At 48.0% G+C, this 25,311-nt stretch carries 22 protein-coding genes, 1 tRNA gene and 1 riboswitch; of the genes, 13 read left to right on the top strand and 10 right to left on the bottom strand.

Features of this window, described 5'->3' with window-relative positions:
- Window positions 1-69 precede the first annotated feature (69 nt).
- Complete coding sequence (locus KDD36_00830; GenBank protein ID MCB0395162.1) at window positions 70-489, top strand: DUF1573 domain-containing protein; 420 nt, start codon at window positions 70-72, stop codon at window positions 487-489.
- Between the two features lie 53 nt (window positions 490-542).
- Here KDD36_00830 and KDD36_00825 read toward each other — a convergent pair whose 3' ends face one another.
- The gene (locus KDD36_00825) at window positions 543-1,073 is read right to left on the bottom strand and encodes a hypothetical protein (protein MCB0395161.1); all 531 of its coding nucleotides are present in this window, start codon (window positions 1,071-1,073) and stop codon (window positions 543-545) included.
- A 219-nt stretch (window positions 1,074-1,292) separates the two neighbouring features.
- On the opposite strand from KDD36_00825, the gene KDD36_00820 reads away from it, so the two are divergent.
- On the top strand, window positions 1,293-2,078 hold the full coding sequence (locus tag KDD36_00820) for a DUF1573 domain-containing protein (protein MCB0395160.1): 786 nt from the start codon (window positions 1,293-1,295) through the stop codon (window positions 2,076-2,078).
- Here KDD36_00820 and KDD36_00815 read toward each other — a convergent pair.
- A complete protein-coding gene (locus tag KDD36_00815) occupies window positions 2,068-5,376 on the bottom strand; it encodes a SpoIIE family protein phosphatase (protein MCB0395159.1) in 3,309 nt (1,102 codons plus the stop codon). The two genes, KDD36_00820 and KDD36_00815, sit on opposite strands and share 11 nt — an antisense overlap.
- 154 nt (window positions 5,377-5,530) lie before the next feature.
- On the opposite strand from KDD36_00815, the gene KDD36_00810 reads away from it, so the two are divergent.
- From KDD36_00810 to KDD36_00765, 10 genes are all read left to right on the top strand, one after another.
- Window positions 5,531-5,605 (top strand) — tRNA-Val (locus KDD36_00810).
- A 95-nt stretch (window positions 5,606-5,700) separates the two neighbouring features.
- A riboswitch (cobalamin riboswitch) is annotated at window positions 5,701-5,902 on the top strand.
- Between the two features lie 119 nt (window positions 5,903-6,021).
- The gene (locus KDD36_00805) at window positions 6,022-7,938 is read left to right on the top strand and encodes a TonB-dependent receptor (GenBank protein ID MCB0395158.1); all 1,917 of its coding nucleotides are present in this window, start codon (window positions 6,022-6,024) and stop codon (window positions 7,936-7,938) included.
- Complete coding sequence (locus KDD36_00800) at window positions 7,935-9,050, top strand: hypothetical protein (protein ID MCB0395157.1); 1,116 nt, start codon at window positions 7,935-7,937, stop codon at window positions 9,048-9,050. The genes KDD36_00805 and KDD36_00800 overlap by 4 nt, the downstream gene beginning before the upstream one ends.
- A gap of 234 nt (window positions 9,051-9,284) precedes the next feature.
- On the top strand, window positions 9,285-10,079 hold the full coding sequence (locus KDD36_00795; GenBank protein MCB0395156.1) for a hypothetical protein: 795 nt from the start codon (window positions 9,285-9,287) through the stop codon (window positions 10,077-10,079).
- 37 nt (window positions 10,080-10,116) lie between these two features.
- Window positions 10,117-10,872, top strand: a complete 756-nt coding sequence (locus KDD36_00790; GenBank protein ID MCB0395155.1) for a hypothetical protein — start codon at window positions 10,117-10,119, stop codon at window positions 10,870-10,872.
- A gap of 15 nt (window positions 10,873-10,887) precedes the next feature.
- Window positions 10,888-11,913 (top strand): cytochrome-c peroxidase, encoded by a 1,026-nt coding sequence (locus tag KDD36_00785; GenBank protein MCB0395154.1) that lies wholly within the window; start codon window positions 10,888-10,890, stop codon window positions 11,911-11,913.
- Window positions 11,914-11,940: 27 nt separating this feature from the next.
- Window positions 11,941-13,035, top strand: coding sequence for a c-type cytochrome (locus KDD36_00780; protein MCB0395153.1), 1,095 nt, complete (start codon window positions 11,941-11,943; stop codon window positions 13,033-13,035).
- A 117-nt stretch (window positions 13,036-13,152) separates the two neighbouring features.
- The gene (locus tag KDD36_00775) at window positions 13,153-13,797 is read left to right on the top strand and encodes a DUF4412 domain-containing protein (GenBank protein ID MCB0395152.1); all 645 of its coding nucleotides are present in this window, start codon (window positions 13,153-13,155) and stop codon (window positions 13,795-13,797) included.
- 107 nt (window positions 13,798-13,904) lie between these two features.
- Window positions 13,905-14,747 carry a helix-turn-helix domain-containing protein gene (locus tag KDD36_00770; GenBank protein ID MCB0395151.1) on the top strand — a complete coding sequence of 281 codons (843 nt, stop codon included), beginning with the start codon at window positions 13,905-13,907 and terminating at the stop codon, window positions 14,745-14,747.
- A 36-nt stretch (window positions 14,748-14,783) separates the two neighbouring features.
- Window positions 14,784-15,998 carry an MFS transporter gene (locus tag KDD36_00765; protein MCB0395150.1) on the top strand — a complete coding sequence of 405 codons (1,215 nt, stop codon included), beginning with the start codon at window positions 14,784-14,786 and terminating at the stop codon, window positions 15,996-15,998.
- Window positions 15,999-16,008: 10 nt separating this feature from the next.
- Here KDD36_00765 and rho read toward each other — a convergent pair whose 3' ends face one another.
- The gene (gene rho, locus KDD36_00760; GenBank protein ID MCB0395149.1) at window positions 16,009-17,673 is read right to left on the bottom strand and encodes a transcription termination factor Rho; all 1,665 of its coding nucleotides are present in this window, start codon (window positions 17,671-17,673) and stop codon (window positions 16,009-16,011) included.
- Window positions 17,674-17,938: 265 nt separating this feature from the next.
- On the opposite strand from rho, the gene KDD36_00755 reads away from it, so the two are divergent.
- Window positions 17,939-18,403 carry a DUF4293 domain-containing protein gene (locus KDD36_00755; GenBank protein ID MCB0395148.1) on the top strand — a complete coding sequence of 155 codons (465 nt, stop codon included), beginning with the start codon at window positions 17,939-17,941 and terminating at the stop codon, window positions 18,401-18,403.
- Here KDD36_00755 and KDD36_00750 read toward each other — a convergent pair.
- From KDD36_00750 to KDD36_00720, 7 genes are all read right to left on the bottom strand, one after another.
- Window positions 18,336-18,899, bottom strand: a complete 564-nt coding sequence (locus KDD36_00750; GenBank protein ID MCB0395147.1) for a metallophosphoesterase family protein — start codon at window positions 18,897-18,899, stop codon at window positions 18,336-18,338. The two genes, KDD36_00755 and KDD36_00750, sit on opposite strands and share 68 nt — an antisense overlap.
- Window positions 18,900-18,984: 85 nt before the next feature.
- Window positions 18,985-19,734, bottom strand: coding sequence for a tetratricopeptide repeat protein (locus KDD36_00745; protein MCB0395146.1), 750 nt, complete (start codon window positions 19,732-19,734; stop codon window positions 18,985-18,987).
- A complete protein-coding gene (locus tag KDD36_00740) occupies window positions 19,731-21,506 on the bottom strand; it encodes a protein BatD (GenBank protein ID MCB0395145.1) in 1,776 nt (591 codons plus the stop codon). Before KDD36_00740 ends, KDD36_00745 begins: the two co-directional genes overlap by 4 nt.
- A complete protein-coding gene (locus tag KDD36_00735) occupies window positions 21,507-22,349 on the bottom strand; it encodes a tetratricopeptide repeat protein (protein MCB0395144.1) in 843 nt (280 codons plus the stop codon).
- A complete protein-coding gene (locus KDD36_00730; protein MCB0395143.1) occupies window positions 22,325-23,347 on the bottom strand; it encodes a VWA domain-containing protein in 1,023 nt (340 codons plus the stop codon). Before KDD36_00730 ends, KDD36_00735 begins: the two co-directional genes overlap by 25 nt.
- Window positions 23,347-24,345: a VWA domain-containing protein gene (locus KDD36_00725; GenBank protein MCB0395142.1), complete on the bottom strand. Its 999-nt coding sequence runs from the start codon at window positions 24,343-24,345 to the stop codon at window positions 23,347-23,349. Before KDD36_00725 ends, KDD36_00730 begins: the two co-directional genes overlap by 1 nt.
- A partial coding sequence (locus tag KDD36_00720; GenBank protein MCB0395141.1) for a hypothetical protein occupies window positions 24,342-25,311 on the bottom strand: 970 nt, incomplete at its 5' end. The genes KDD36_00720 and KDD36_00725, both read right to left, overlap by 4 nt.

Here is a 25,311-nt window from a genome sequence, read left to right as displayed (position 1 = left end):
ATCGTGCAAACCGCACTCCAGCTGAATGGTGGTAATTCGGGAAATGCCACGGTAGGAGCAAATACAGCAATGTCATCTGCCCAGCCGGCTACCAACCCATTGCAACAGCCGGACTTTAACCAGCCTGCTACACCTCCGGTTCCGGCCGGTCCTACCACCGGTATTAAGTTTGAAGAGGAAAGTTTTGATTTTGGTAACGTGCCTCAGCATTCAACCAACAAGCATACTTTCAAGTTCACCAATACCGGTGAGCATCCGCTGATCATCAGCAATGCAACCGGCTCCTGCGGATGTACCGTACCGGATTATCCGAAAGAACCGATCGCTCCAGGTAAAACCGGTGTCATCAATGTAGAATACAAGCCTGGTACCCAAAAGGGAAATCAAACAAAAACGGTGACTGTTACCGCCAATACCGAGCCTGCACAAACACGTGTGAATATTACCGCGTTTGTAGAGGAGGTCGAAGGTCCGGCACCCGTTCAATAAACGATAGCAAGAATTCTGAGAAAAGGTTGTCCGGTCGGGCAGCCTTTTTTTATTTATAATGCCGAGGCCCGGAAGATGATGTAAGCCACCATCGCAAACCGTGCAAAACGAACGGAAGAGTATAGGAGGTAGCGCCATATTCCGAAGCTGAATGTTCCGGAGATGAGACTGATCGTAGCAAACGGGACAGGCGTAACAGCTGAAATGATGATGAGCAATCCTCCCCATCGTTCATAATACTGAACATAATTCCGGACCTTCTTTGCACGCAGCCTGATCCTTACATAGGAGAAGTTCCGGATCCAACGCCCCATTCCGTAAGCGAGGATCCCGGCCAGGTAGGAGACCATGCTCAGAAACAATACATTCACTGCGAAAGGAATCTCTTCATGGGAAAGCGCCCAGCCGATAAATAGCTCCGGTGGAAGAATTCCGATGATGGTCTCTGAAATAAAAAAGACCAGGAATATCGGAAAGGGATTGGAGGTATAGGCTTTGATGGTTGCCAGCAAATCCTCCGGAACCAGGCGATTCCAGAAAATAATAACAATAACAACTGCAATCAACCATACAGCTGCACGCAAAATGTTTCTGTATAAGAACCGCCGGAACTCTGATGAATCCTTCATTTGCACAAAATACGGTAAAAATGTGTCCTGAAGGTGCCGGTCGGTGTTAATGAACTATAATTTAGGCAAACCTGTCATTTGATATGATCTTGCCTTCATTATGCAAGATGAACGCATTACTTTTGGGAAGTAAATCGTTATGTTGAGATAATGGTCCTGTTGAAACAGTTAGCTATGAAAAACATTCTTTTGATAATCCTGATGTGGTCTGCAGGTCTTTCTAATGTTGCTGCACAAAAGGCCATTTTCCCGGAACGCATACACGATTTTGGTGTGATCTATGAAGACAGCGGTTCAGTGAAGCACGGTTTTTTAATGATCAACAACAGCAATGGGGATATTGTGATCAATCAGGTAACGGCCTCATGTGGCTGCACCACACCTGACTGGACAACCGACCCTATTCCTCCCGGTGATACGACCATAGTCTGGGCGGTGTATGATCCGAAGGGGCACCCGGGTCCCTTTCAAAAACAACTCATCGTGTTTTCAACAGCAAGCGGTGAGCCGGAGATACTTCAAATCACCGGAACGGTTGAATCCCCCCGCCGTGTCAGGAGCGGAAGCCAGCAGGCTTTGGTTGTTGAGCCGTATGAGAAGTTTTATACATACGACAAGAAGGGCGTACCTGATGCGGACCCATCCTTCAACAAATTCATCACCGCCCTGGCAACATATCTGCCGGCTCCGAAAGGGGTGAAGGTGATCATTTCATCAAGTGCTTCTCATGTGCCTACCCATCGGTATCCTTCGAATGATGCCCTGGCAAAAAGCCGGGCGGATGCACTGAAGGCCAAGATTGTGGAAGAGTTGAAAAAACGTGGTGTGGATCCTGCTTCCGTAAGCTTTGAGTTCGAACAGATCGCAGTACAGGGGCCCGCTTACAAGAATGACTTTATTGAAAACAAAAAGGTTTACGAACAGTTTCAGTACGTGAAGGCACGTGCGGTCATACCCTGACCCCCATCACCAGGATATCATCCACCTGTTCGGAGCCATTCCGCCATTCATCCAGGTTTTCTTCCAGGATCGTGGATTGCTCTTCCATAGGAAGATGGTAAATGTCCATGAGCAGGCTCTTGAACCTGGCAGACATGAACTTTTTGTTGCGGGGACCGCCGAACTGGTCTACGTAACCATCTGAGAACAGGTAGAAGACGTCGTTCTCCTGTAACTTCAGGGTATGGTTTGTAAACGGCAGCGTTTGTTTGCCAAGGAAAATACCAATCGGGAATTTATCACCCTTTACCTCTCTGAAAATGCCATCCCTGATCAGGTATAGCGGATTGTATGCACCGGCAAATTGCAATTCCCGCGTTTGTAAGTTGATGGCACAAAACGTGATGTCCATCCCGTCTTTGGCGCTTTCTTCCAGGGAAGATTTCTTGAGCGAATTGGAGACCTCGGTGTTCAGGTTGTTCAGAATCTCAGCTGCATCTACTTTATCTCCGAGGTGACTGACCACCTGGTTGAGTTTGCTATGTCCCATGATACTCATGAATGCGCCCGGTACGCCATGCCCGGTGCAGTCTACCGCAGCGATCATCACGACATCTCCCTTTTGATCTATCCAGTAAAAGTCCCCTGAGACAATGTCTTTCGGACGGTAAAGAACAAATGCATCCGGAAGGAGTGATTTGACCACATCTTTAGGGGGAAGGATCGATTCCTGTATACGTCTGGCGTATTTGATACTATCGCGGATCTCGTTGTAGGCAAACTCCAGTTCGTTCTTCTGACGCGTGATTGTTTCCGTCCGTTCCGTGACTTTTTCCTCAAGGTGTTGCTGCGCCCGCTTGAAGCTCCGCACACGCCAACGTACCAGAGCATAGGCTATCAGGGCAAAGATGATGGCGCAAAGCACATAGAAATACCAGGTTTGCCAGGGCGGAGGAAGGATGGTAATCTGCATGGTCACTGGCATGTCATTCCATACCTTATCCTCGTTTCGGGCAAGCACCATAAAGGTGTAGTTTCCGGGTGGGATACTGGAATAACGTGCTTCCGTTTTGGAGTCATATGGCGACCAGTCTTTGTCCAGTCCTTCCATCTTATAATAGTAGATGATCTTTTCAGGTACCTTCAGACTGATGCCGATAAACTCAATGGTCAGGTGATTCTGATCATATGGCAGGGTGATGGAGTAGGGGACATTGTACAAAGGCCTCATGCTATCTGCATAGATCGAAAGGTCGAGATCCTTGAAGAACAGTTTTACCTTCGTGATATGCGTTTTGGGTGGGATTGAATTCTGGATGTCAAGTTCGGGGTCATATCTGACCAGGACAGAGGATCCGATCCATATCTTGCCGCGGCTATCCTGCATGATCGCTCCTGAATTGCATTCGATTCCCACAAAACCATCCAGTTTCTGATAGTGCCTGATGTTCTTGACATTTCCGAAATCGTTAAAAGAGATTTTGTTGAGCCCCATGTTTGTGCCTGCCCACAGATTTCCATCCCTGTCAAACATGAGCGACATGACCGCATTATGGCTCAAACCGTTGGTGGTGTTGATTCGCAGGAAATCATGGCCATCGTATTTTACGATACCATTATCCTGTGTAGCGATCCATAAGTTATCTTCTGAGTCGTGTGTGACCCACATCAGGTAGTCTGATGAAAGACCTTGCTGGGCATTGAGGATTTTGATGCCTTTTTTTGTCAGATGCAACAGGCCCTGTCCATCGGTTGCTACCCATATGCTGCTGTCACGATTTTCGGTGAAACTCATAGCCACCCGTTCCACGCCGTCCGCTTCTGTATAGTGACGGAAACTTTTACGATCGTAAACGGAGAAGCCATTCTCACTGTATGCGATCCACAACCGGTTCTGAGAATCGGTTTTTACCACAAAAACAGTGTTGCTTAATAGTCCGTCTTTTGTGGTAAATGTGCGAAAGTTTTTACCGTCATATCTTACCAGTCCATCCGAAGTACCGAACCACAAGATACCGTCCTGATCCCGGGTAATGGACCATACACTGTTGGAAGGGAAGCCATTGCTTTTGTTGTAATAACTGAAATGCAGACCGTCATATACCGTGATGCCCCGGCCAAGGGTTCCGAACCACATCCGCCCCATCTTATCCTCTTCAATGCCGAAAACGATCTTGCTGGACATGCCATTTTCATTGTCGTAATAATTAAATGCAAGGGATGGATACTTGATGATCCCAGCGCCGTTGGTGCCCAGCCATAGGGTACCCTGGGTGTCCTTCAGGAAGCAATTAACCGGATTGTCAATGAATGAATTGTCAGTGGGGTAGAGGGTCCATTTCTCCTTATGGTATATCGCATTTCCGATGCGGTTATAAATGAGGGCTACGCTACCGTTATTATCGGTGATCATATTATCGGGTACAGCTTCAGGCAACATATTGTTTTCAACCCTCGCAATTTGTCCATCCACCCAATGCAGCAGGTTTTTGTCGGTCAGGATCCAGATGTTATCATCCTTATCTGAAATGAGGGAACGTAACCGGGTATCCTTTAACTCTGCTTTTCCGATCATCACCTTCATGCGATGGTCATTGCTTCCTTCATCGATGAAAATCCTTTGAATTCCATTGGGGGTTCTCACCCAAAGGGCGTGGTCATGATCTTCGGCGATATCCAGAATGGTATCACTGAATAACTTTCCGTTGGTGATGAGCGGTTGGAATGAGTTCATGTTGAACTGAGTGGCTCCGGGCCTTTTGGGGTTGTAGCCCCATATCCATCCTCTGCTATCTTTGAACAGGTTGGTGATGGTGTCCCTGTGCAGACCATTACGGGTTGTCATCGGTTCATTGATGCCCATTTGCGGGTCGGCCTGGCAAATCCCGCCGGGTGTGGCAAGCCAGATTCTGCCTAGTGTGTCGCAGACAATATCGTATGCCATGTTGCCCGGAAGGCCCAATTTGTTGTTGATGATGGTAAACCGGCTTCCGTCGAAAACAGCAACCCCTGCAGCATACTCGGTAAGGAACCAGATCCGGTGGTCCGGGTCTTCATACATTTTGGTGATATGATTGTGCTGTAAGCCTTCCTTATTCGTGAAAACGGTAAACTGCATTCCGTCAAACCGGTTGACACCGCCTCCGTTCGTCGCAACCCATAAATGTCCGTAGGTATCTTCCAGCACCGCCTGTACCTGGGATTGGGACAGACCTTCTTCGTTCGAGTATTTTTTAAAATGATAACGCTGTCCATAAATCTGGGAGCTCCAGACTACGGTAATGAGGGTAATAATGAAATGGACACGGTTTTTAATCACCTGATTGTTCTAAGCTGTTCACCTCCGATTTCGAATACGGATTAAGGCATGTATACGAACAAGGACAGAAAGGGTTATGCTCATTGTGACAATAAGAAATGTTGTTTACTTTTGCCGGTCTCCGGGCTTTTTTAACAGACGGCCTGGGGTATATGGGACCTTAGCTCAGCTGGTTCAGAGCGCTTGCTTGACAGGCAAGAGGTCGGCAGTTCGAACCTGCCAGGTCCCACATGATCAGCACGAGTGTGGTGCAACAGCATACAGTTGTCCACGATACGCTTCCTGTGTCAACATTTCTTTTTTGCCCCGAAAAAATTATTACCTACATTTGGCTCGCGAACTGGTTCTTTGTCCACCAAATCTTGTGGGCGGAGAGAATAGGGAACCCGGTGTGAATCCGGGGCTGTACCCGCAGCTGTAAGTTCCATTTGGTTTCTGTAACCACGCCACTGTCCCGCACGTGCGGGATGGGAAGGCATCAGAAACGGAACGAGCCAGAAGACCTGCCAATCGCAACATATCATTTGGTGCTTTCGGGATAAAAGCAAAAATGAGACACGGGAAAAGCATCCCTGTATCTCGTTCTATGTCCATAAGCTCAGATGATCTTTTAAGATCATTGCTATGCGTTGTGTTATTTTTTGCATGTGTTTCATCGTTGGGGTAAGTCTTTCGGCCAAAGGGCAGGAAGTATTCGCGGATACCATCATCGATCTGAAATCGGTTGAGGTTGTAGCTAAAAGACGAATGCTTCAGGAGGTGGGAAGAAAGACCACGGAAGTGGATTCAGCGTCTCTTGCAAGGAATGCATCGCAAACCGTTGGTCAACTTGTTTCATCGGAAACAGGAATAGCCGTAAAGTCATACGGGTGGGGTGCTTTGTCGCTGCCTTCATTCAGGGGATCCGGTTCTTCACATACGGCCATCCTCTGGAACGGTGTGCCTTTGGCCAGCTCATCCAATGGGGTAGTGGATATGAACCTCTTGTCGGTTGCATTCTTCGACCGGATCCTGGTGCAGCACGGAGGAGGTGCTTCCTTATGGGGCAACGGAGCGATCGGAGGAAATATCCAATTGAATAATCGGGTGATCTTCGGTCAGGGGTGGCAGGGACGTTTCTGGATACATGGTGGAAGTTTCTTAAACCTCCATACCGGTTTTGGAACAAGCTATTCCAACGACCGGTATTCAGGAGGTTTTCGTTTGATTCATGGGGAAGCACAAAATAATTTCCCTTACATCAATACCGCACGTGCGGGAATGCCGAAAGAGTATTTGCAGCATGCCTCATCCCGTACCAATGGATGGGTCATTGATCAGGCCTTTCGAATCGGAGCACATCGCTTGTTGTTGCTGATTTGGGGACAGTACACCCACAGACAACTTCCGGCAAGTATGATCATGAAGGAAAGTCAGGCAACCCAGGAAGATGCCCCGATACGGTCCATGTTGGAATGGCAGTGGACATTAAGGAAAATACAGTGGTCCGTAAAAGCGGTAGGGTTGAGTGAATGGTTGATGTATACAGATCCATCCATCTCCACAGCAGATACCACCCATACCCGAACAGGTCTTCTGGAGTCGGAACTAACCTGGCGGATTCATCCGCAGCACCACATTCAAGGCGGAGTGAACGCCGGGAGATACATTGCGGCAACTCCGAATTATACGAATGGTGAGGTTTCTGAAAACCGGGCAGCCATTTTTTCAAGCTACAGAGGTCAAAGCAAAGCAGGCATTTGGAATTGGTCTGCTGCAACACGGTATGCCCGTGTTAGCAACGGGCAATACATGTTTACCTATCGCTTTGGTGGAGAAGTGAAGTTAAAACCAAAGTTCATTCTAAGGGGAAGCCTGTCCCGTGATGGCAGACAACCAACATACAACGAACGGTATTGGGTTCCCGGTGGCAATCCGGATATCCTGCCAGAGCGCGGGTGGGGAAGAGAACTCGGCCTGCATTGGCGTATGAACAAGGTAAAATCAGCGTACGAAATGGATGTGGCCTGGTTTAACAGCGCCATTGATCAATGGATCATATGGTTGCCCGCCACATCCGGGATATGGACACCGCGCAATCTTGTGAAGGTTTGGTCCAGGGGGGTAGAGGTTTCCGTTAATTTCGAGAAATCATTCGGAAAGCATAGCCTCTTCCTGAAAACCCACGGACAATGGGTGCGATCTACCCAGGAGGAAACCCAGGTCGGCAATGAAACTGCCTTGGGAAAACAACTTCCCTACGTGCCGGAGTGGATGGCGGGTGCCGGTCCGGAGTGGCGAAACAAACATTGGTCTGCAGGATGCGCTTTGCAATACCAGGGTATCAGATATACCGCTCCCGATCATACATCCTCCCTGCCCGGATATATGATGGCAGATGCGTTTACCGGTTGGAGAGGCCATGCGTGGGGCAGGGAACTGAGCTTGCAACTCAGATGCAATAACATCCTGGATAAAACATACCAGGTCATGACTTACTATGCGATGCCGGGAAGAAATTTCGGCATCAACCTATTCTATCAAATATTTAAATCAACATCCGAAAAACCTGAAACACCATGAAAAGTTTAATTGAATTTCCCGATCAGAAGTCCGGACACTTTGGCTCAATCAACAAGCTGTGGGTCGTATTGCTGGCCATGAGTATACTTGCTGTTGGCTGTAAAAAGAAAGATGATGAGGATAAAGATGATACCGTCACTCCATCGGCATACACTTCGGGAATTTTTGTCGTGAACGAAGGATTGTTTGGATCGGGTAGTGGTACGGTTTCGTTTTATAACCGGACCACAGGGGATGTGACCTCTAAAATATTTGAGTCCAAGAACGGCTTTCCTCTGGGAAATATCGTGCAATCCGTGACAGTAAATGATGACATGGCCTATGTTGTTGTGAACAATGCCAATAAAGTGGAAGTGGTTGAATCCGGCGACTTCTTATCCACAGCAACGATCACCGGTCTGGATGCACCGCGCTATGTTCTGGTCAATGGTTCAAGGGCATATATCACTGAATGGGGAAAAACGGGAAATGAAGGCGCCGTGAAAGTGCTGAACATTTTTAAGAATACCATTGATAAAACCATTTCAACCGGAAAAGGTGCAGAGCGGATGGCATTCCTGAACAACCGTTTATTTGTTGCATGTGCGGGAGGTTTCGGCAATGACAGTGTGGTCAGCGTCATCAATGCTCAGGTGGATACACTTCTTACAAACTGGGAAGTTGGCCCCAATCCGAATAGCCTTCAACTGGATGCCAATGATAAGTTATGGGTATTGTGTGGCGGCCGGTGGAAATCCGACAATAGTGCCATTGAGGCTCCGGCAAGACTGGTGCGGATAGACCCTTCCACCGGGAATGTAGAATTGACACTTCCGTTTTCCACTGCCTCTACCGCATCATCGCTGGTCATCAATGACGCAGGTGATAAACTGTATTATATGTTTAACAGTAAGCTGTATGCCCATGATATTTCATCTTCCACGCTGGCAGCGACACCATTGATCAGCCGTGGGTTTTATGGCCTTGGTTTCGACCCCGTGTCCAAATACCTGTATGCATGCGATGCCGGTAATTTTTCCTCGGAGGGGAAAGTGCTCCGCTATGAGGAGACAGGTGCCGTGGTCGACAGCTTCCAGGTAGGCGTGGCCCCCAATGGGTTCGCATTCCACTGAATTTAATTGATAGAATCAATATGTTTAACAAGGCAACAACCAGTCCGCAGGTTGTTGCCTTGTTACTTTTGTTACCAATTAAAATATCTAAATTTCGTTTCTTTAATAGGTGAAGCGATATATTTGTTTAAGATCTGAAGGTATCTCACACACCACACAAGTTAAGAGCTTGCATGATCGTTAAGGGTGATGTCTGCGACCATAAATATTCGTAACTTCTAAAAAAATATGACCATGAAACATGTGATCACTGTAGTTATGATTGCCGCTCTATCCGTTGCTTTAAGCAGTTGTGCCCGGAAGGGATGCACCGATGAGAATGCAACCAACTATGATTCAAAAGCCACGAAAGACGACGGTTCATGTATTGAACCTGAAGCTAAACCCGCCCATTTGACCGTACATTTTCATCCGATGGCCGGGATGCAGGATCTTGCATTCAATACCACATATACCGATGCGAACGGAAGGAAACTCCAGTTCACCCGCGCCTCATTTTATGTAAGCAGCGTTGTCCTCGGAGGGGATGCAGATTACAGTTTTGATGATTACTTGCTGGTGTCACCCTCAACCATGATGTATGAATTGGGTGATTTCACCGCGGCACATTACCATGAATTGATGTTTGATGTGGGTGTGGATTCAACCGCCAATCACAGTGACCCGTCCATCTATTCTGCCGGTCACCCGTTGGCATCCCAGAACCCGTCTATGCATTGGAGTTGGAGCAGTGGCTACATCTTTATTGCATTGGAAGGCAAAGTGGACACCACTGCCGCCATGAACGGTACACCGGATTTCGACTTCGAGATTCACGTGGGAACGGATGCTATGAAGCGCAGCATAAGTCTGAGTAAGCACCAGGATGTGGAAGAAGGTACCGATGTTACCTATACCGTGATGGTCGATTATCTGAAGTTCTTTGATGGAATTGATCTGAGGACGGACAATACCACACACACCATGGATAACATGCCGTTGGCTACCAAGGTCGCTGATAATGTGAGCAAGGTCTTTACGATTCAATAAACAATAAGGGGGCGCATGCCCCCTGCTTTTTTACACTATGAGAAACACGGGTAGAATATTTTTTGCTGTCATACTTGCTTTCGTTGCCGTAGCTTGTTGCAAGGAAGAGATGCCGGAAGATATCGATATGCCGCAAACAGGTACGCTGACCATTACATTTAAACCGGAGCATGCAGGTGCCGTCCTTCATCTGGACAGCAGCTATATTAATCGTGACAGTATCGGTTTCCGGATGGAGGTATTGAAGTTTTACCTATCGGATCTGCGCCTGGTCAAAGATGATATGAGTGAGGTCCAGGTGGCCGATGTGCTGCTTCTTGATATGGAGGATCCCGGTTCATTGGTGATAAAACTGGACGTAGCCCCCGGCCATTATCAGACCATTCGCTTCGGCCTTGGTGTGGACTCAACCCTCAATGCTGCCGACCCTTCGGTATACCCCGCTGGACATCCGCTCAGTATTTTTAATAATACCTATTGGACCTGGTCAAGCAAATACCGGTTTATTCTCATCGAAGGCAAAACCGACACGTTGAACAACGGCAACTTCGATTATTCATTTGTGTACCATACCGGACTTGATAGTCTGTACAGGGAAGTGGATCATCTTGTGTTGCCATTCCACATCACCAATGGCAATACTTCCAATATTGATCTGCATTTAGATGCGGACCGGTTGTTTTACGGAACAAACGATACCATAGATTTTGTCAGAGACAACATCACCCACACCACCAACAACTTTGAACTGGCACGGAGGGTGACCGACAATTTTATCGGCGCGATGTATTAACGGCCGGATATTGCTATGCGGACAAGGGTTGCGGTCATATTGGTAGTTGTAGTGGGCGGATTGGCCGGTTGCGCCAAGGATGCCGGGTTGGAGCCCGCCATAGACGATACCTATCATTTCTCATTGCCCGAAGGTTTTTCCGAGGTGCCTGTGCCGGCTGATAATCCGATGACCAAAAGCAAGGTCGCCCTGGGGAAAAGATTGTTCTTTGAAAAGATTTTATCCAAAGACAGCACCGTATCGTGTGGAACGTGTCATAAGCAGGCTATTGCCTTTGCCGATGACCGCCAGTTGAGCGAAGGTGTTGATGGCGGGACAGGCTTCAGGAATGCTCCCACCCTTGCGAACCTGGCCTATAGCCCCTTCTTTTTCATGGACGGCGGTGTTCCGACCCTCGAGATTCAGGTGCTGGCGCCCATTCAGGGAGAGGTTGAAATGAACCTGAACATGCTGGAAGCGGTTCAGCGGCTGCAGCAGCACCCCGAATATCCTGCACTGTTTCGCGAAGTATTCGGAAGAGAGCCGGATGCCTTCGGCTTATCGCGTGCCCTTGCTGCTTTTGAGCGAACCCTGATCAGCGGTGATTCCAGGGTTGACCAATACCATTTTCAGGGAGATAAGAATGCGCTGACACCTTCCGAGATACGTGGCATGGATATTTTTAACAGCGCACCTGCGAATTGTGCTTCCTGTCATTCCGGGTTCCGATTCACAAATGACCAGTTTGAAAACAATGGTCTTTACCTGACGTATGTGGATACCGGTAGGGCCAGGATCACATTAAAGGATTCGGACGTCGGTCGGTTCAGGGTGCCTACATTAAGGAATGTGGCACTGACACCACCATATATGCACGATGGTTCACTGGCTACCCTGGAGGACGTGGTTGAGCACTATGTGTCCGGGGGACAACCACACCGCAATAAAAGTTCATTGATTCAGGGATTCTCGTTGACGACCCAACAGAAGAAGGATTTGGTTAACTTTCTGGAGGCATTGACAGACACCAGGTTTATCAATAACTTTGAATATATGCCCTGACGCAGGAGTGTGTAAGCACGCTGACGGGTGGAGATAGTAGAAATGAAGAAGCGTATCAGCATAGCATTGATTATTGTTGTTGCATTGCTCGGAAGGGCATGCAAAAAAGATGATCTCATGCGCGATGATGATCTTACCATTATTAAGGATGAGGTCACGGGCACGCCTTACACCATTTTACGTCCTGCAGGATTTCCTGATATTCAGTTTCCGCCTGACAATCCCACAACGGTAGAAGGGATCGCGCTGGGGAGAAGGTTGTTTTACGATCCGATCCTGTCGGCAGACAGCACCTTGTCGTGTGCGGGTTGCCATGCCCAGAAGTATGCATTCTCTGATAGCGGCCGCCAGTTCAGCACAGGAATAGACAGCATAGAAGGCAACCGAAATGCATCAGCCATCATGAATGTGATCTGGAGTAAGGATTTCTTTTGGGAAGGTCGGTCCAAAGGCTTGGAAGAACAGGCACTTGAGCCGGTGCCCAATCCGGTAGAAATGCACCAGATGTGGCTCGACGCGGAAAAAAAACTAAATGCCCACCCGGAGTACCCGGACATGTTTTTGGATGCTTTTGGTACCAAGGTGATTACTTCGGACCTTGTGGTAAAGGCGATCGCCCAGTTTGAAAGGATCATGATTTCTGCAGATAGCCGCTATGATAAGATTCTCCGTAACGAGGACTTCTTTACAGAGGAAGAATTAAGAGGCAGGGAGATATATACCACTGAGAAAGGAGATTGCTTCCATTGTCACCCGGTGACTGGTGGATTGTTTATGGATAATATCTTCCATAACAATGGCCTTGATTCCGTTTTTTCCGACGTGGGCAGGGAGGCGGTAACAGGACTTGCCAAGGACCGGGGTAAATTTAAAACCCCCACACTGAGGAATATTGAGTTTACCGCCCCTTATATGCACGACGGAAGATTCAAGACGCTGGAGGAAGTGATAGACTTTTACAGTGAGGGTTTGGTAAACTCCGCCACCATTGACCCATTGATGAAAAATGTTCACAAAGGCGGAGTGCAGTTATCACCCGATGAAAAGGCGGATCTGATCGCTTTTCTGAAGACACTGTCCGACTACGGTTTTCTTTTCAATCCGGAACTTTCAGAACCATAATGGGATTGATATCAACATTAAGATGTTGATATCAAAACCGTTGCGTTAGTGGCATTTGTTTTGTTATCTTAATTAAAAAAGAGTTAATTTGTTCACGGATTGAAATCAATTCTTACCATGAAAAAAACCATCAGATCGTTTGTGTTGCTTGTAGTTATGTTAGCTGCGGGCATCAGTTCAAGTTCGGCCGGTGACTTCGAAGGTGTCATCGAGTTCGTAAAAATGACCACCACGGATACATCCAATTATGTGTATTATGTGAAGGGAGACAAGATCAGGATTGAGAATACGGTGAAGGGAGAAGTGAAAGGTGTGATGCTGGTGGATCTGAAGGAGAAAACATTGCTCGCGTTGAGCCCGGACAGGAAACTGTACATGGATGTAAACAACTCACCGATTGATCCGGGTACTAAAAGCGACTACGAAGTGATCAAGACAGGCAACAAGAAATCCATTCATGGTTATGAATGCGAACAGGTTCGTGTTCGGAATAAGGCAAAGAATACAGAAGTGACCTACTGGCTGGCACCAGGAGAGTTCGGGTTCTTTTTGAATCTGGTTACAACAGTCAACAGAAAAGAAAATGCGATGGTCTACTACCTCGTCCTGGACGGTGTGGAAGCCTCATTTCCCTTTTTGTCAGTTGAATATTCACTGCTCAGGGAAGAACGTACCCGTATGGAGGTGACAAAGATCACCAAGCAAGCCGTAGGCGACGATAAGTTCAAGGTGCCTGAAGGATACGTGAAGTTTGAGAAATAAAAGTTGCTCGGTTTTTTGGTAAACCAATGCAAAAAGCCTCCCGCACAACGGGGGGCTTTTTTTGTTCAGGAGAATCTGTTATATTTGACGATAAATCCGTCATTCCCATGATAAAAAAGTCGTCAACCGGACATGAGCCTGTACATTTTTTAGCAGGCAACATGCAAATTCTCCGGCAAAGGAAAGGGCTTTCCCAGGAGGAAATGGCCCTTGAATTGGGTGTGAAACGCGCCTCATTAAGTGGTTATGAACTCGGGCATGCCCAGCCCAATCTGGAGGTGTTGGTCGTACTGGCGGATTTGGTTCAGATCCCTTTGGATATTCTGATCAGGAAAGATCTCTCGGCACTTTCCGAGAAAGCCCTGACAGATCTTGAAAAGGGGGTTACCATTGACACGGATGGCAAGAAGCTACGGGTCTTATCGACCACGGTGGATCAGGATGGCCTCGAGAATATCGAGCTGGTGCCTGTAGAAGCCAGTGCCGGTTATACCCGTGGCTTCGCCGATCCGGATTATATTAAAGTGCTGCCCACTTTCAGACTCCCATTTATGCCCAGGGAAAGAAAGTACCGAACATTCCCGATCAAAGGAGATTCAATGCCACCCGTCTCACCGGGCTCATGGGTAACGGCATCCTTTGTGCAGAACTGGAACAGGATCAAGGATGGTGAACCTTGTATCATTATCACCCAGAATGACGGGATCGTATTTAAAATGGTGACCAATCAATTGGAAAAAGACAATACCTTCCTTTTGTGTTCCACCAATCCGGCCTATGAACCGTACGCGATCAACGTGGCCGAAGTAAGTGAGATATGGCGCTTCGAACATTATATCAGCGCAGAACTTCCTGAGCCTAACCTGAGCCGTGACGAACTCGCCCAGGCAGTCGTTGATCTTCAGCGTGAAGTAGCGCTGATCCGCAATACGATGAGGCCTAAAGTTTAGGGTGTATACGCTATTTGCGGATTCTGAATCCATTACATGCTTACCTTTGCAGGCATGCAAGCTGTTGCCGGTAACATCTGGAAATTATATGTCCTGAAAGTTTCAAGATGGTTCATGCTCTTCATGCCCATCTTCATCCTATTCTATGAAGACCTGGGCCTGACCCTGCGGGAGATTACACTGCTACAATCCGGATACTACCTGACCATTGCTATACTGGAAATACCATCGGGTTATTTTTCCGATCGCTATGGCAGGCGCAATACCCTGATCATTGGCACCACAGCCACATTTACCGGCTTTCTCCTATACACGTTCGCTTCATCATTCTTATGGTTACTCCTGGCGGAAATTTGTTTGGGCGTAGGCATGAGTTTTGTATCAGGAACAGATTCCGCCTTGTTGTTTGAATCACTGAAAGCCACTGGTAAGGAAGCCACCTATATCCGCCATGAAGGGAGGGTCGTATCTATAGGGAATTTTGCAGAAGGCCTGGCTGGTATAGCCGGAGGAATATTGGCAGGTATTAGTTTGCGTTACCCGTACATTGCTCAGTGTGCTGTTTCTCTCATCGCGGTTCCCGTAGCCTGGAGTTTGAAGGAAGCGGAAGTCACTGACCCGGAAAATAGAAAGATCACTCCTGTCAGAGAGATCCTGCGATTTCTTTCAACGGAAAATAAGGCGTTAAGTGCGGTGATGATGTATTCGGCGGTGCTTGGCGTTGCCACGTTGTTGATGGCAAAGATTTTCCTGCAACCGACCTTTCAGCGAATAGGTTTGCCGGTCTTTTGGTTTGGGTTTATGTGGACCGGTTTGCAATTCATTGTTGGTATCACCGCATATTTTTCCGGCCATCTGGATGATAAATTTGGCAAACGTACAATGGCATGGGTGATGCTGTGTGGCATCACCGGTGGATTTTTGTGCATGCCATTCTTTGGGAATTGGTACGTGTTGATATTGTTTTCGATCTTTTATGCCATCCGCGGATTGGCGACGCCACTGATGAGAAGCTATATCAATATCCTTTGTCCGGCAGGAATGCGTGCTACCGTCCTTTCCATCCGCAGTTTTGTAATTCGCTGTATCGCTGCGATAGCCTCCCCTTTTCTTGGCTGGTTAGCGGATGTATATTCGCTGGACCATGCCTTGTGGATGGCCGGAGGAATGTTTCTTGTCCTGGGAATCCTCACCCTGATATGGGTGATGGGTAGCGGTGCCCTTGCACAGCTGAACAAGTCCCGGAATTGATACGTGCTTTCTAGCTGTTCATGGAGACCAGGAACTCTTCGTTGGTCTTGGTATGCCTCATTCTATCCAATAAGAACTCCATGGCTTCCACCGCGTTCATATCGGACAGGTGATTGCGAAGCACCCATATACGTGGCAGTACTTCTTTGTCCAGGAGGAGATCTTCGCGACGGGTGCTTGACGTAACGATATCGATGGCAGGGTAGATACGCTTGTTGGAGATCTTTCTGTCGAGTTGCAGCTCCATGTTACCGGTTCCTTTGAACTCTTCAAAGATCACATCATCCATTTTGGAACCTGTCTCTGTAAGGGCAGTAGCGAGGATGGTTAATGAGCCGCCGTTTTCAATTTTCCGGGCCGCACCGAAGAAGCGCTTGGGTTTGTGAAGAGCGTTGGCATCAACACCACCGGAAAGCACTTTGCCGGATGCCGGTGAAACAGTGTTATAAGCACGTGCCAGACGGGTGATGGAATCCAGCAGGATCACAACATCATGTCCGCATTCCACCATGCGTTTGGCTTTCTCCAGAACAATGTTGGCCACTTTTACATGGCGTTCTGCAGGCTCATCAAACGTTGATGAAATAACCTCCGCACGAACGCTTCTGGCCATGTCTGTCACCTCTTCTGGACGTTCATCGATCAGCAATACCAGCAGGTAAACTTCCGGATGATTTTCTGCAATGGCATTGGCCACATCTTTCAATAAAGTGGTTTTACCGGTTTTTGGTTGCGCAACAATCAATCCGCGTTGTCCTTTACCGATAGGGGTAAAGAGATCCATAACACGGGTGGACAAGTTGCTTTTACGATGTCCGGTAAGCTGTAGCTTCTCAAACGGGAACAGGGGTGTCAGGTGATCAAAAGGTACGCGATCCCTAACGTAGTCAGGTTCCCTTCCATTGATCTTTTCAACTTTGATCAGCGGGAAATACTTTTCACCTTCCTTTGGAGGTCTGATGCTTCCCCGAACGGTATCACCGGTTTTCAAACCGAATAATTTGATCTGTGACTGGGAAACATAAATATCATCGGGTGAGGTCAGGTAGTTGTAGTCGGATGACCTGAGGAATCCGTAGCCATCAGGCATGATTTCAAGTACACCCTCACTAACGATGATGCCATCGAAATCGAACAGATCTTCCGGTGGTGTTTTTTTCTCCTGACGCTGCGGTCTCTGCTGTTGAAAGTTCCTTTGACGATCGTTATTCTGGTTGGAAGACCGGTCGCTGTGGTTCTGACCATTACTCTGAGATGGTTTTCCTCCCTCGTTTCTGGAGTGGTTGGAAGAAGATGGAGCTGATTCCGAACTTACTTTCTCCTGTTGTTCTCTTTTTTCCTCTGTGGGTTTCTCAGACCGTGGTGGCCGACTTTTCTCTTCAGCACTTGCTTGGGGAGACTGCTGTTTTGCTTCTACCGGTTTTTCTGTTTTTTCAGGAGACGGAGTGTTGGATGGTTGATCCGTGGTTGTCTCTTTCGCTTGGTCGGCTTTTTTTTCTTCCTTCATCGCGATTGTTGCGTTGGCAGTTTTTTGGGGAGAAATGGCTTGTTGGTCAAGTATTTTATAGATCAACTCCTGTTTGCGGAGTGCATTGTAATCAGGGATATTTAATGCTTTGGCTATTTCTTTTAACTCGGCGACCAGTTTGTCGTTCAGTTCAAGGATACTATACATGCCTTGGTAATTTTGGAATAAGTAAAGGGGTAAATTTTATGATTGAGTAGGATGATTTCAGTGCTGTATTGCGATCAATTCTTGTAATGAACAATAATGCCTTCCCGCGGTGCTAACCTTCCGTTTAAACTACTTTGTATGTCATTTGCTGGTTTTTCCCGCCTTTGAAATGCGTGCAGGAACTGAGTAAAGACAATGCAATATTACAAATAATTCATGGATTGCAAGTTGAGATCAAAAAAAAATTGTCAATTTCGCGCTCGTTATGTTGCAACGGATTCAAACTGTTTTTCTTATTCTGGCTGCGGGTTTTGTGATGCCTCTGCTTTATTTTCCTTTGGGCGAAGTTAAAATGGCAGAAGCTGAAGAAGCGGCTCCATTTTATGTATATGGATTAATGGACGGACTTAGCGGGAATGTAAAGTTATTCACCGTTCCGTTGTTTGTGCTGCTGTCTCTATCAATCCTGCTCTCATTTGTAACTGTATTGCTTTATAAGAACAGGACACGTCAGATGCTGATTGGAAGAATTATTCTGGTGGCCTTGTTGATCTTTCAGGTGGCGATATTCTACTACGCCTATGCCATCATCAGTCATAATGAAGCCTGGGTGTTTGAGATGTCACCGGTCACGGTACTTCCCGTTGTGTCTGTGGTATTTGTTATTCTTGCCCTTCGGGCGATCCGGAAAGACGAGGAGTTGGTTCGTTCGATGGATCGGATCCGCTGATGTTTTTTCTGGGCCACTCTACGATACTTAGTTCCTTCACCTTGCCCTGATCAATTTCCATCCGGATGGCGGTGATCACATGATGAATGCCATGTTTACCCGCAGCGCCCGGATTCACATGGAGCAGTTGCAGATTCTTGTCGTAAATCACTTTCAGGATATGCGAATGTCCGCAAATGAACATACCGGGAGGATCCTTTTTCAACCTTTCAACGATCCTCCGGTCATACCTTCCCGGATAACCGCCGATATGGGTCATCCACACATCCATTCCCTCGCAGTCAAACCGTAGCTCCTCTTTAAGCCGGCGGCGCATTTCTCCACTGTCGATATTTCCCCAGACGGCTCTTACGGGCTTCAAGGCCTCGATGGCATCCAGAACCGACTCCTTGCCGATATCACCTGCATGCCATACCTCGTCCGCCCAGGTGATATGTGGCATCAACCTCGGGTCAAGGTAGCCGTGTGTATCTGATATCAGCAGTATCTTTTTCATCGGAAGACTCCGGTCAAACGATTGGTATGCAGTTAGCCAACCAGGAACCTTAAACTTTCAACCTTAAACTTTCAACCTTAAACTTTTAAATCATCTCCATCGCTTCGGCTTCGACCCATCCTTCTTTACCGTTGGTGAGTCTTACCTTCATCCAATCCTGATCTTGCTCCAGTACATCACATACGGCACCTTCATGCAGGATGAACAACTCACTGCCGGTACCGTTCGGTGCAGCTCTTACCACAGCGGAGGAGGACATGATGACGCCAGAATCCGAACGGTTAATCTGATGCAGTCTTCCTGAACCGGCTACCCATGCAATGATGGTAAAAGTGACCAACATACAGGACAGGTAGAAAAGATTGCGTGCAATACGCCGGTTCTTCATCAGCAGGTAAAGTGAAAATCCGCCGGCTGCCAGCCATTCAAATAAGAGTGTTATCCATGCCCATCCTGCAGGCTGAAACAAAGATGTGAAACTTTGAATCCATCGTTGGTAGAAAAGGGTTGGGATGACCTCGATGCGGTCGCGGGTCTGTGCACTGATCCACTCCAGGTTGTTGCGGGCATCTTCGTGTCCCGGTTCCAACTTCAGGGCCTTCTCGTAGTATAGAATGGCCTTCCCGGTTTGCTTAAGTTTGGTGTATGCATTTCCGAGGTTGTAGTATAAATCGGCACTTTGGTATCCGTCTTCATATACTTGTTCATAGGCTTTGATGGCGTCGCTGTACTTGCCTTCCGCATAGTATTTGTTGCCTTCTTCAAACGAAGGATGTGCAATGGCTGATAACGCGGTGAAGAGCAAGGCAAGCGTATGTATGATCAACCGTTTCATTGCAACTGGTTTTCAATTTTAGCGATTACCTGGATCGATTGCTCCAGGAAGTTCTCCAATTCACCGATACTGCCGGGAGGTGCATAACGTGCCATTTCACATTGCCCGATCAACCTGCCGAGTGAAGCAACCGTATCATCATCTACGCCTCCGGATTTGAGAGAATCAAGGGCCTTTTCCATAGACAGATCTGCCGGTTCGATGCGTAACCGGTGGCCTACGTAGTTCCACAATGCCTTGTGGACTTCTTCATAATAACCTTCCTTTTGATTTGCTTTCAGCAGGGATTCCGCTTTGGCCAATCTTTTACGTGCCATTTTCCGAGCCTTCCGGCTTTGGCTTCCCTGTACATCGGCGTCTTCGCGCTTTCTTTTCCGGGCATATCCGATCAGCCAGAACAACGCCAGCACCGGTAAACCTGACAGTGCCAGGTGGGTGGCGGATGCGAAGAAATTGTTGTCAATGGAAGCAAGCTGGCCATTTCCGGTGTGAATATAACGGATGTCATCTCCGATCATTTCCGGTTGTCCGGGTGCACGAACCGCATTGGTATGGGGTGCGCTTCCGGGTTCAACTTCAATGACAAATTCCGGGGACTCCAGGGTTACGTAACTGGATCTGACCGGATTGAAATAGTGAAACGGGAATGATGGAATGGTGATCTTTCCGTCCCGTCGCGGGATCAGCACATACTCGAATTTTACACTCCCGGAGATGCCATTTTCATTGATGGATATGTTCTCGGATTTCTTCGGGTCGTAAACCTCAAAAGATGCCGAGAAATCCGGATGGGGCGTTTCCAGTAACTGTAAATTGCCGTTACCGGAAAGCGTAATGGTAAGCGTAACAGCTTCGTTTGCTTTCAGGCGGTTGCGGTCCGTTTCAACTTTCATGCGCAGATCACCCACTGCACCGGTAAACCCTACCGGCTTTCCTTCCTCCGGCAAGGGCTTGATGTTAAACCTCATCGGGGGGGTCTTTACCGATCTGGGAACGTTTCGGGTGGGTGTGCCGAATATGGCATCCGCCCACGACCGGCGCCCTGGAATAGCCTCTTGCACATAAAAGGTGGTAGAGATGGCGGGGATCTCGAGTTGACCGGCTTTCTGAGGCACAAGGATGTCTTTTTGCATACGCCACCTGGTGTATCGGACACCGTTAACAGATACGGGTTCTCCCGGCTTTCTGACCGGTGGTACGGTGAAGTGGAGGAAGCCGTCTTTTTGAATGTCAAAGGGTTCGAAATTCCCGATGTTTACTTTGCTGTAGAGGTAGCATGATAAGGTCAGTACTTCACCGACATAGGCGGAGTTTTTTGAGCTCTCCAGTTTAAGGAAAACATCCTTGTCTCCTGATTCGGCAACAGCGCTGCCTGAGCTCGCTGCCTTGGTAACCTTAACGCGGATCGTTTCTGTCTCATATACTTCTCCCTTGACCTTAATGGATGCGGGCGGAATAACCACTTCACCTTCCTGCTTGGTTTGGAGAAGGTATTTCATTGTCCATTTTTCAGATACCTGTCCGTTGATATTATAGCTTTGCCGGCTAGGGCCGAGCTGCTGAACCACTTCGATGCCTGCCACGCTGGGAGGCCGGAAGTCACTACCCATGGAATTCAGCTCATAATTCAACTGGAAGTATTCACCCACACCCACCTGGTTCTTGTCTACACTTGCCTGGAACCTAACCTGCGCATGCAATCCTGTGCATGCCATGGCTAGCAGGATCAGGATGTATCCGGTCAACCTCAATATGTGATAGCGGCTTTTCATTTACCAGTCTTTCGCTACAGGTACTTTTTTGCCTTTGATGACTTTTTGTTGTTCATCTAATAATTTCTTTTCCTCATACTGCAAAGCATCCAGCAAGCGCTCGGCATCTTCCCTGGATATCTTATCGGGCTTATCAGGTTTATTTCCCTGTTTCTGTTCATCGTTCTTCTGGCCTTCCTTTTCCTGTGATTCCTTGCTGTCCTCCTGATTCTTTTTCTCGTCCTGCTGATCTTTTTTGTCCTGCTGATCTTTCTTGTCCTGCTGATCTTTCTTTTCGTCTTGCTCTTTTTCCTTTTCTTTTTCCTGTTGGTCCTTGTTCTCTTCGTCTTTTTTGTCTTTATCCTTATTCTCCTGATCCTGTTTTTCCTGATCCTGCTGTTGCTGCTTCTTTAGCAGGGATTGCGCATAAGCCAGGTTGTACTTGGTTTCCGGATCATTCGGTTGAAGGCGCAAAGCCTGCTTATAGGCTTCAATGCTTTCTTCCAGTTTCCTGGATTGAAGGTATGTGTTTCCAAGATTATGGTAAACTTTTCCTTTGAATGCCTCATCTCCCTTTCCTTCGCTGGCCAGGCTCCTGAATTGTTGGGCGGCTTCTTCATATTTCTTTTGTTTGTAATAGGCATCGCCAAGGTTGAATCGTGCCTCCCGGGATTCCGGATTTTCCTTTTGGGATTTCTGATACGCTTCTCCGGCCTTGTCGAAAGCCTGCGCTTCATAGTGTTTATTGCCTTCCCGGATATATTTCGCATCGTCCTGAGCAAAGGATGTAGCTGCTCCCGCCAACAGTATCGCCAGCCAGAGCAAAGAGGGAATCCGTCTCATATTGTCCATTTGTCGAACCATTTGCTTCGTTTTTCCGGAATCAGTGTTTCCGCAACCAGCAGGATAAGTGCCGCCCATAAGAGATAGTAAAACCGGTCTTCATAATCGGTGAACAACCTCGTGGCGATCTCACCTTTCTGCAATTTACCGATCTCTTCAAGAACGCGTTTCGCAGAACTTTCGCTTCCGGTATATGTGATATAGGATCCCTGGCCGGCAGCTGCGACCTCCTGTAGCATCGTTGCATTCATGCGTGTCACCACCGTATTGCCTTCCTGGTCTTTCCGATACCCGACCATGTTTTTTCCACGGTATATGGGGATGGGGCCACCGTCAGGTGAACCGATGCCCATTGTAAGGATGATCACATTGGCTTCGTTCGCCTCTTTGGCTGCTTCAATGGCATCATCTTCATGGTTCTCCCCGTCACTGATCACCAGGATGGCTTTGCCGTGATCATTGTCTTCACTGAACGCTTCCATGGATGTGCGGATGGCATCACCGATGGCGGTGCCTTGCGTGGGGATAAGTTCCGTATTGAATGTTGACAGGTACAGACGGGCGGCAGCATAGTCGGACGTGATGGGAAGCTGTGTATATGCTTTGCCTCCGAACACCACGATACCGATCCTGTCTCCCTTCAGTTTTTCAACCAGCCGGGATACCATTTGTTTTGCCTGCTCCAGTCTGTTGGGTTTGACATCCTCTGCCATCATACTATTGGAGAGATCGAAGGCCACCATCAGGTCAATCCCTTCCTGTTTCGCCTCCTGAAGCTTCGAGCCGAGTTGCGGATTGGCAGCGCCCAGGATCAGCAAGGCGAAAGCCATGATCAGTAAACTGGTTTTTATCCAGGGACGGGTACGTGATCGGTCAGGTGCCAGGCGATCAGTCAACTTCTCATCCGTAAAGCGACCCAGAATCCTGCGCCTGATCCGCACGCCGAGGATTGCAAGAAGAAACAACAGGGCGATGATCCAAAGCCCGTGCAGAAATTCGCTATGTTCAAAACGGAACATCAGGGTGTGCTTCTGAACAAGGTTTGACTAAGGATGAATTCAGCCAGGAGCAATCCGATGGCTAGCAAGGCAAGGGGTAAAAATTCCTCACCTTTCTCGGTAAATTCGGTGACATCGATCTTTGATTTTTCCAGCTGATCGATTTGCTTGTAAATCGTGCGGAGCTCATTTTCATTCTGTGCCCGGAAGTATTGACCGCCCGTATTGTCAGCGATACTTCCCAGGACCTTTTCATCAATCTCTACCGGAACCATATCAAATACCACTTTCCCATCCGGCCTTTGCCCGATCGGACCATAAGCCATCCCTTTGGTGCCTACGCCAATCGTGTACACCCGGACGCCCATGGTCTCTGCCAGTTCGGTAGCTGTTTCAGGCGTGATGGAACCGCTATTGTTCACACCGTCGGTAAGGAGGATTACCACCTTGCTTTTGGCTTCACTTGAACGCAGTCTGTTTACTGCATTGGCCAGCCCCAATCCGATGGCAGTGCCATCCTGAAGCAGGCCAACGCGAATAGAGCCAAAGCGATTGATCAGGATTGAATGGTCGGTTGTAAGCGGGCACTGCGTAAAGCTTTCTCCGGCAAAGACCACCAGGCCTATCCTGTCATTTGGTCTTCGTTCGATGAATTCCGATGCCAGTCTTTTTGATGACTCCAGGCGATCCGGCTTGAAATCCCTGGCCAACATACTGCTGGAAATATCCATGGCAACAACAATATCAATTCCTTCCGTTGATATGCTTCGCTGACTGAGACTGGATTGTGGCCTGGCCAAAGCCGTGATGATAACAGCAAGCGTGAGAAGCCGGAGAAAAAACGGAACATGAACCAACCGGCTTCTTAATCCTGCTTTTTCCCGTGGGATATACGGCAATGAAGATAGGATCAGTGCAGGACGGGCATGCCTGAGTTTGCTGAAATACAGAAATACCAGCACCGGAATGAGCAGGAGGGCAAGGAACACCCAGGGATATGCAAAGGTTATATCCTTCATGGGTTTTGATCCTCCTGATTGGTTTCCAAAAGATCAAGCCGTGTTGACATTACAAATTCCCGGGCTTGCTTCAGACTTAGTTCGTTTTCCGATACGAGTGGTTTCAGTTTAGCGAACTTCACCATGTCTGCCAGAAGAAACACGGGCCGGATCTTTTGTTTGGCCTGATCGTCGATGGCAAGGCTGCGCATGTGCGTGAGCAACTCATCCGATGTCATTTCCATGGCATGCAAATCAAACTGCTCTTCCAGGTATATACGTATGATATCGGTCAGCTTGCTGTGGTAGGTTTTATGTTGATCATTCTGCCACAGCTTTTCTTCTTCCAGCTGTTCCAATGCCACCAATGCTTTTTCACCGGGAGGTATTGGGAGGGGAGGCGGAGCGGACACAGTGACCGGAGGCGGTGCCTGTTTTTTTCTTTTCAGGTAGTAAATGACCAGCGCAATCAATAGCAACAGGACCACGCCTCCGATGATCAGTTCTTTGAGAATTTCTTTGATAGAGAATGGTTTTTCCAACGGAGCCTTGATATCCCTGATGGCCTGTGTTGTATCTACCTGGATGGTCAGGACATCAAAAAATAATGCGTCTGTTTGTGCGATAGAAGAGGTGTCGGTGTGGTACCTGAAAGTGAACGGAGGGATCATGTAATGCCCGGAATCAAAGGAGGTAATGAGGTAGGCGCGTGATTGGATGATCTCTTTCTCGTTTCTGGATAAGGCGGTGTCTATGCCTGAGTCTTTCAGAACTTCGATGCCGGTGATGATGGTGTCTCCTACCGTTGGCCATACCACGGTTTTATTCACCGGGTGTTTGACCTTGATATGCAACCACACCTGGTCTCCAATCACCACTTCGCTGGTATCTATGCGTGCGATGGCATTGAAATCCTGCCCTTGGGCGATGCTGGAGGACAGCGTGTACAGAACAAGGAATGATATGATGGTGCGCGTCATCATCAGG

The sequence above is a fragment of the Flavobacteriales bacterium genome (assembly GCA_020435415.1).
In the GTDB taxonomy this organism is placed as follows: domain Bacteria; phylum Bacteroidota; class Bacteroidia; order JACJYZ01; family JACJYZ01; genus JACJYZ01.
Note: the sequence above shows the minus strand (reverse complement) of the source record. Positions and strands in the feature narration are given on the sequence as shown.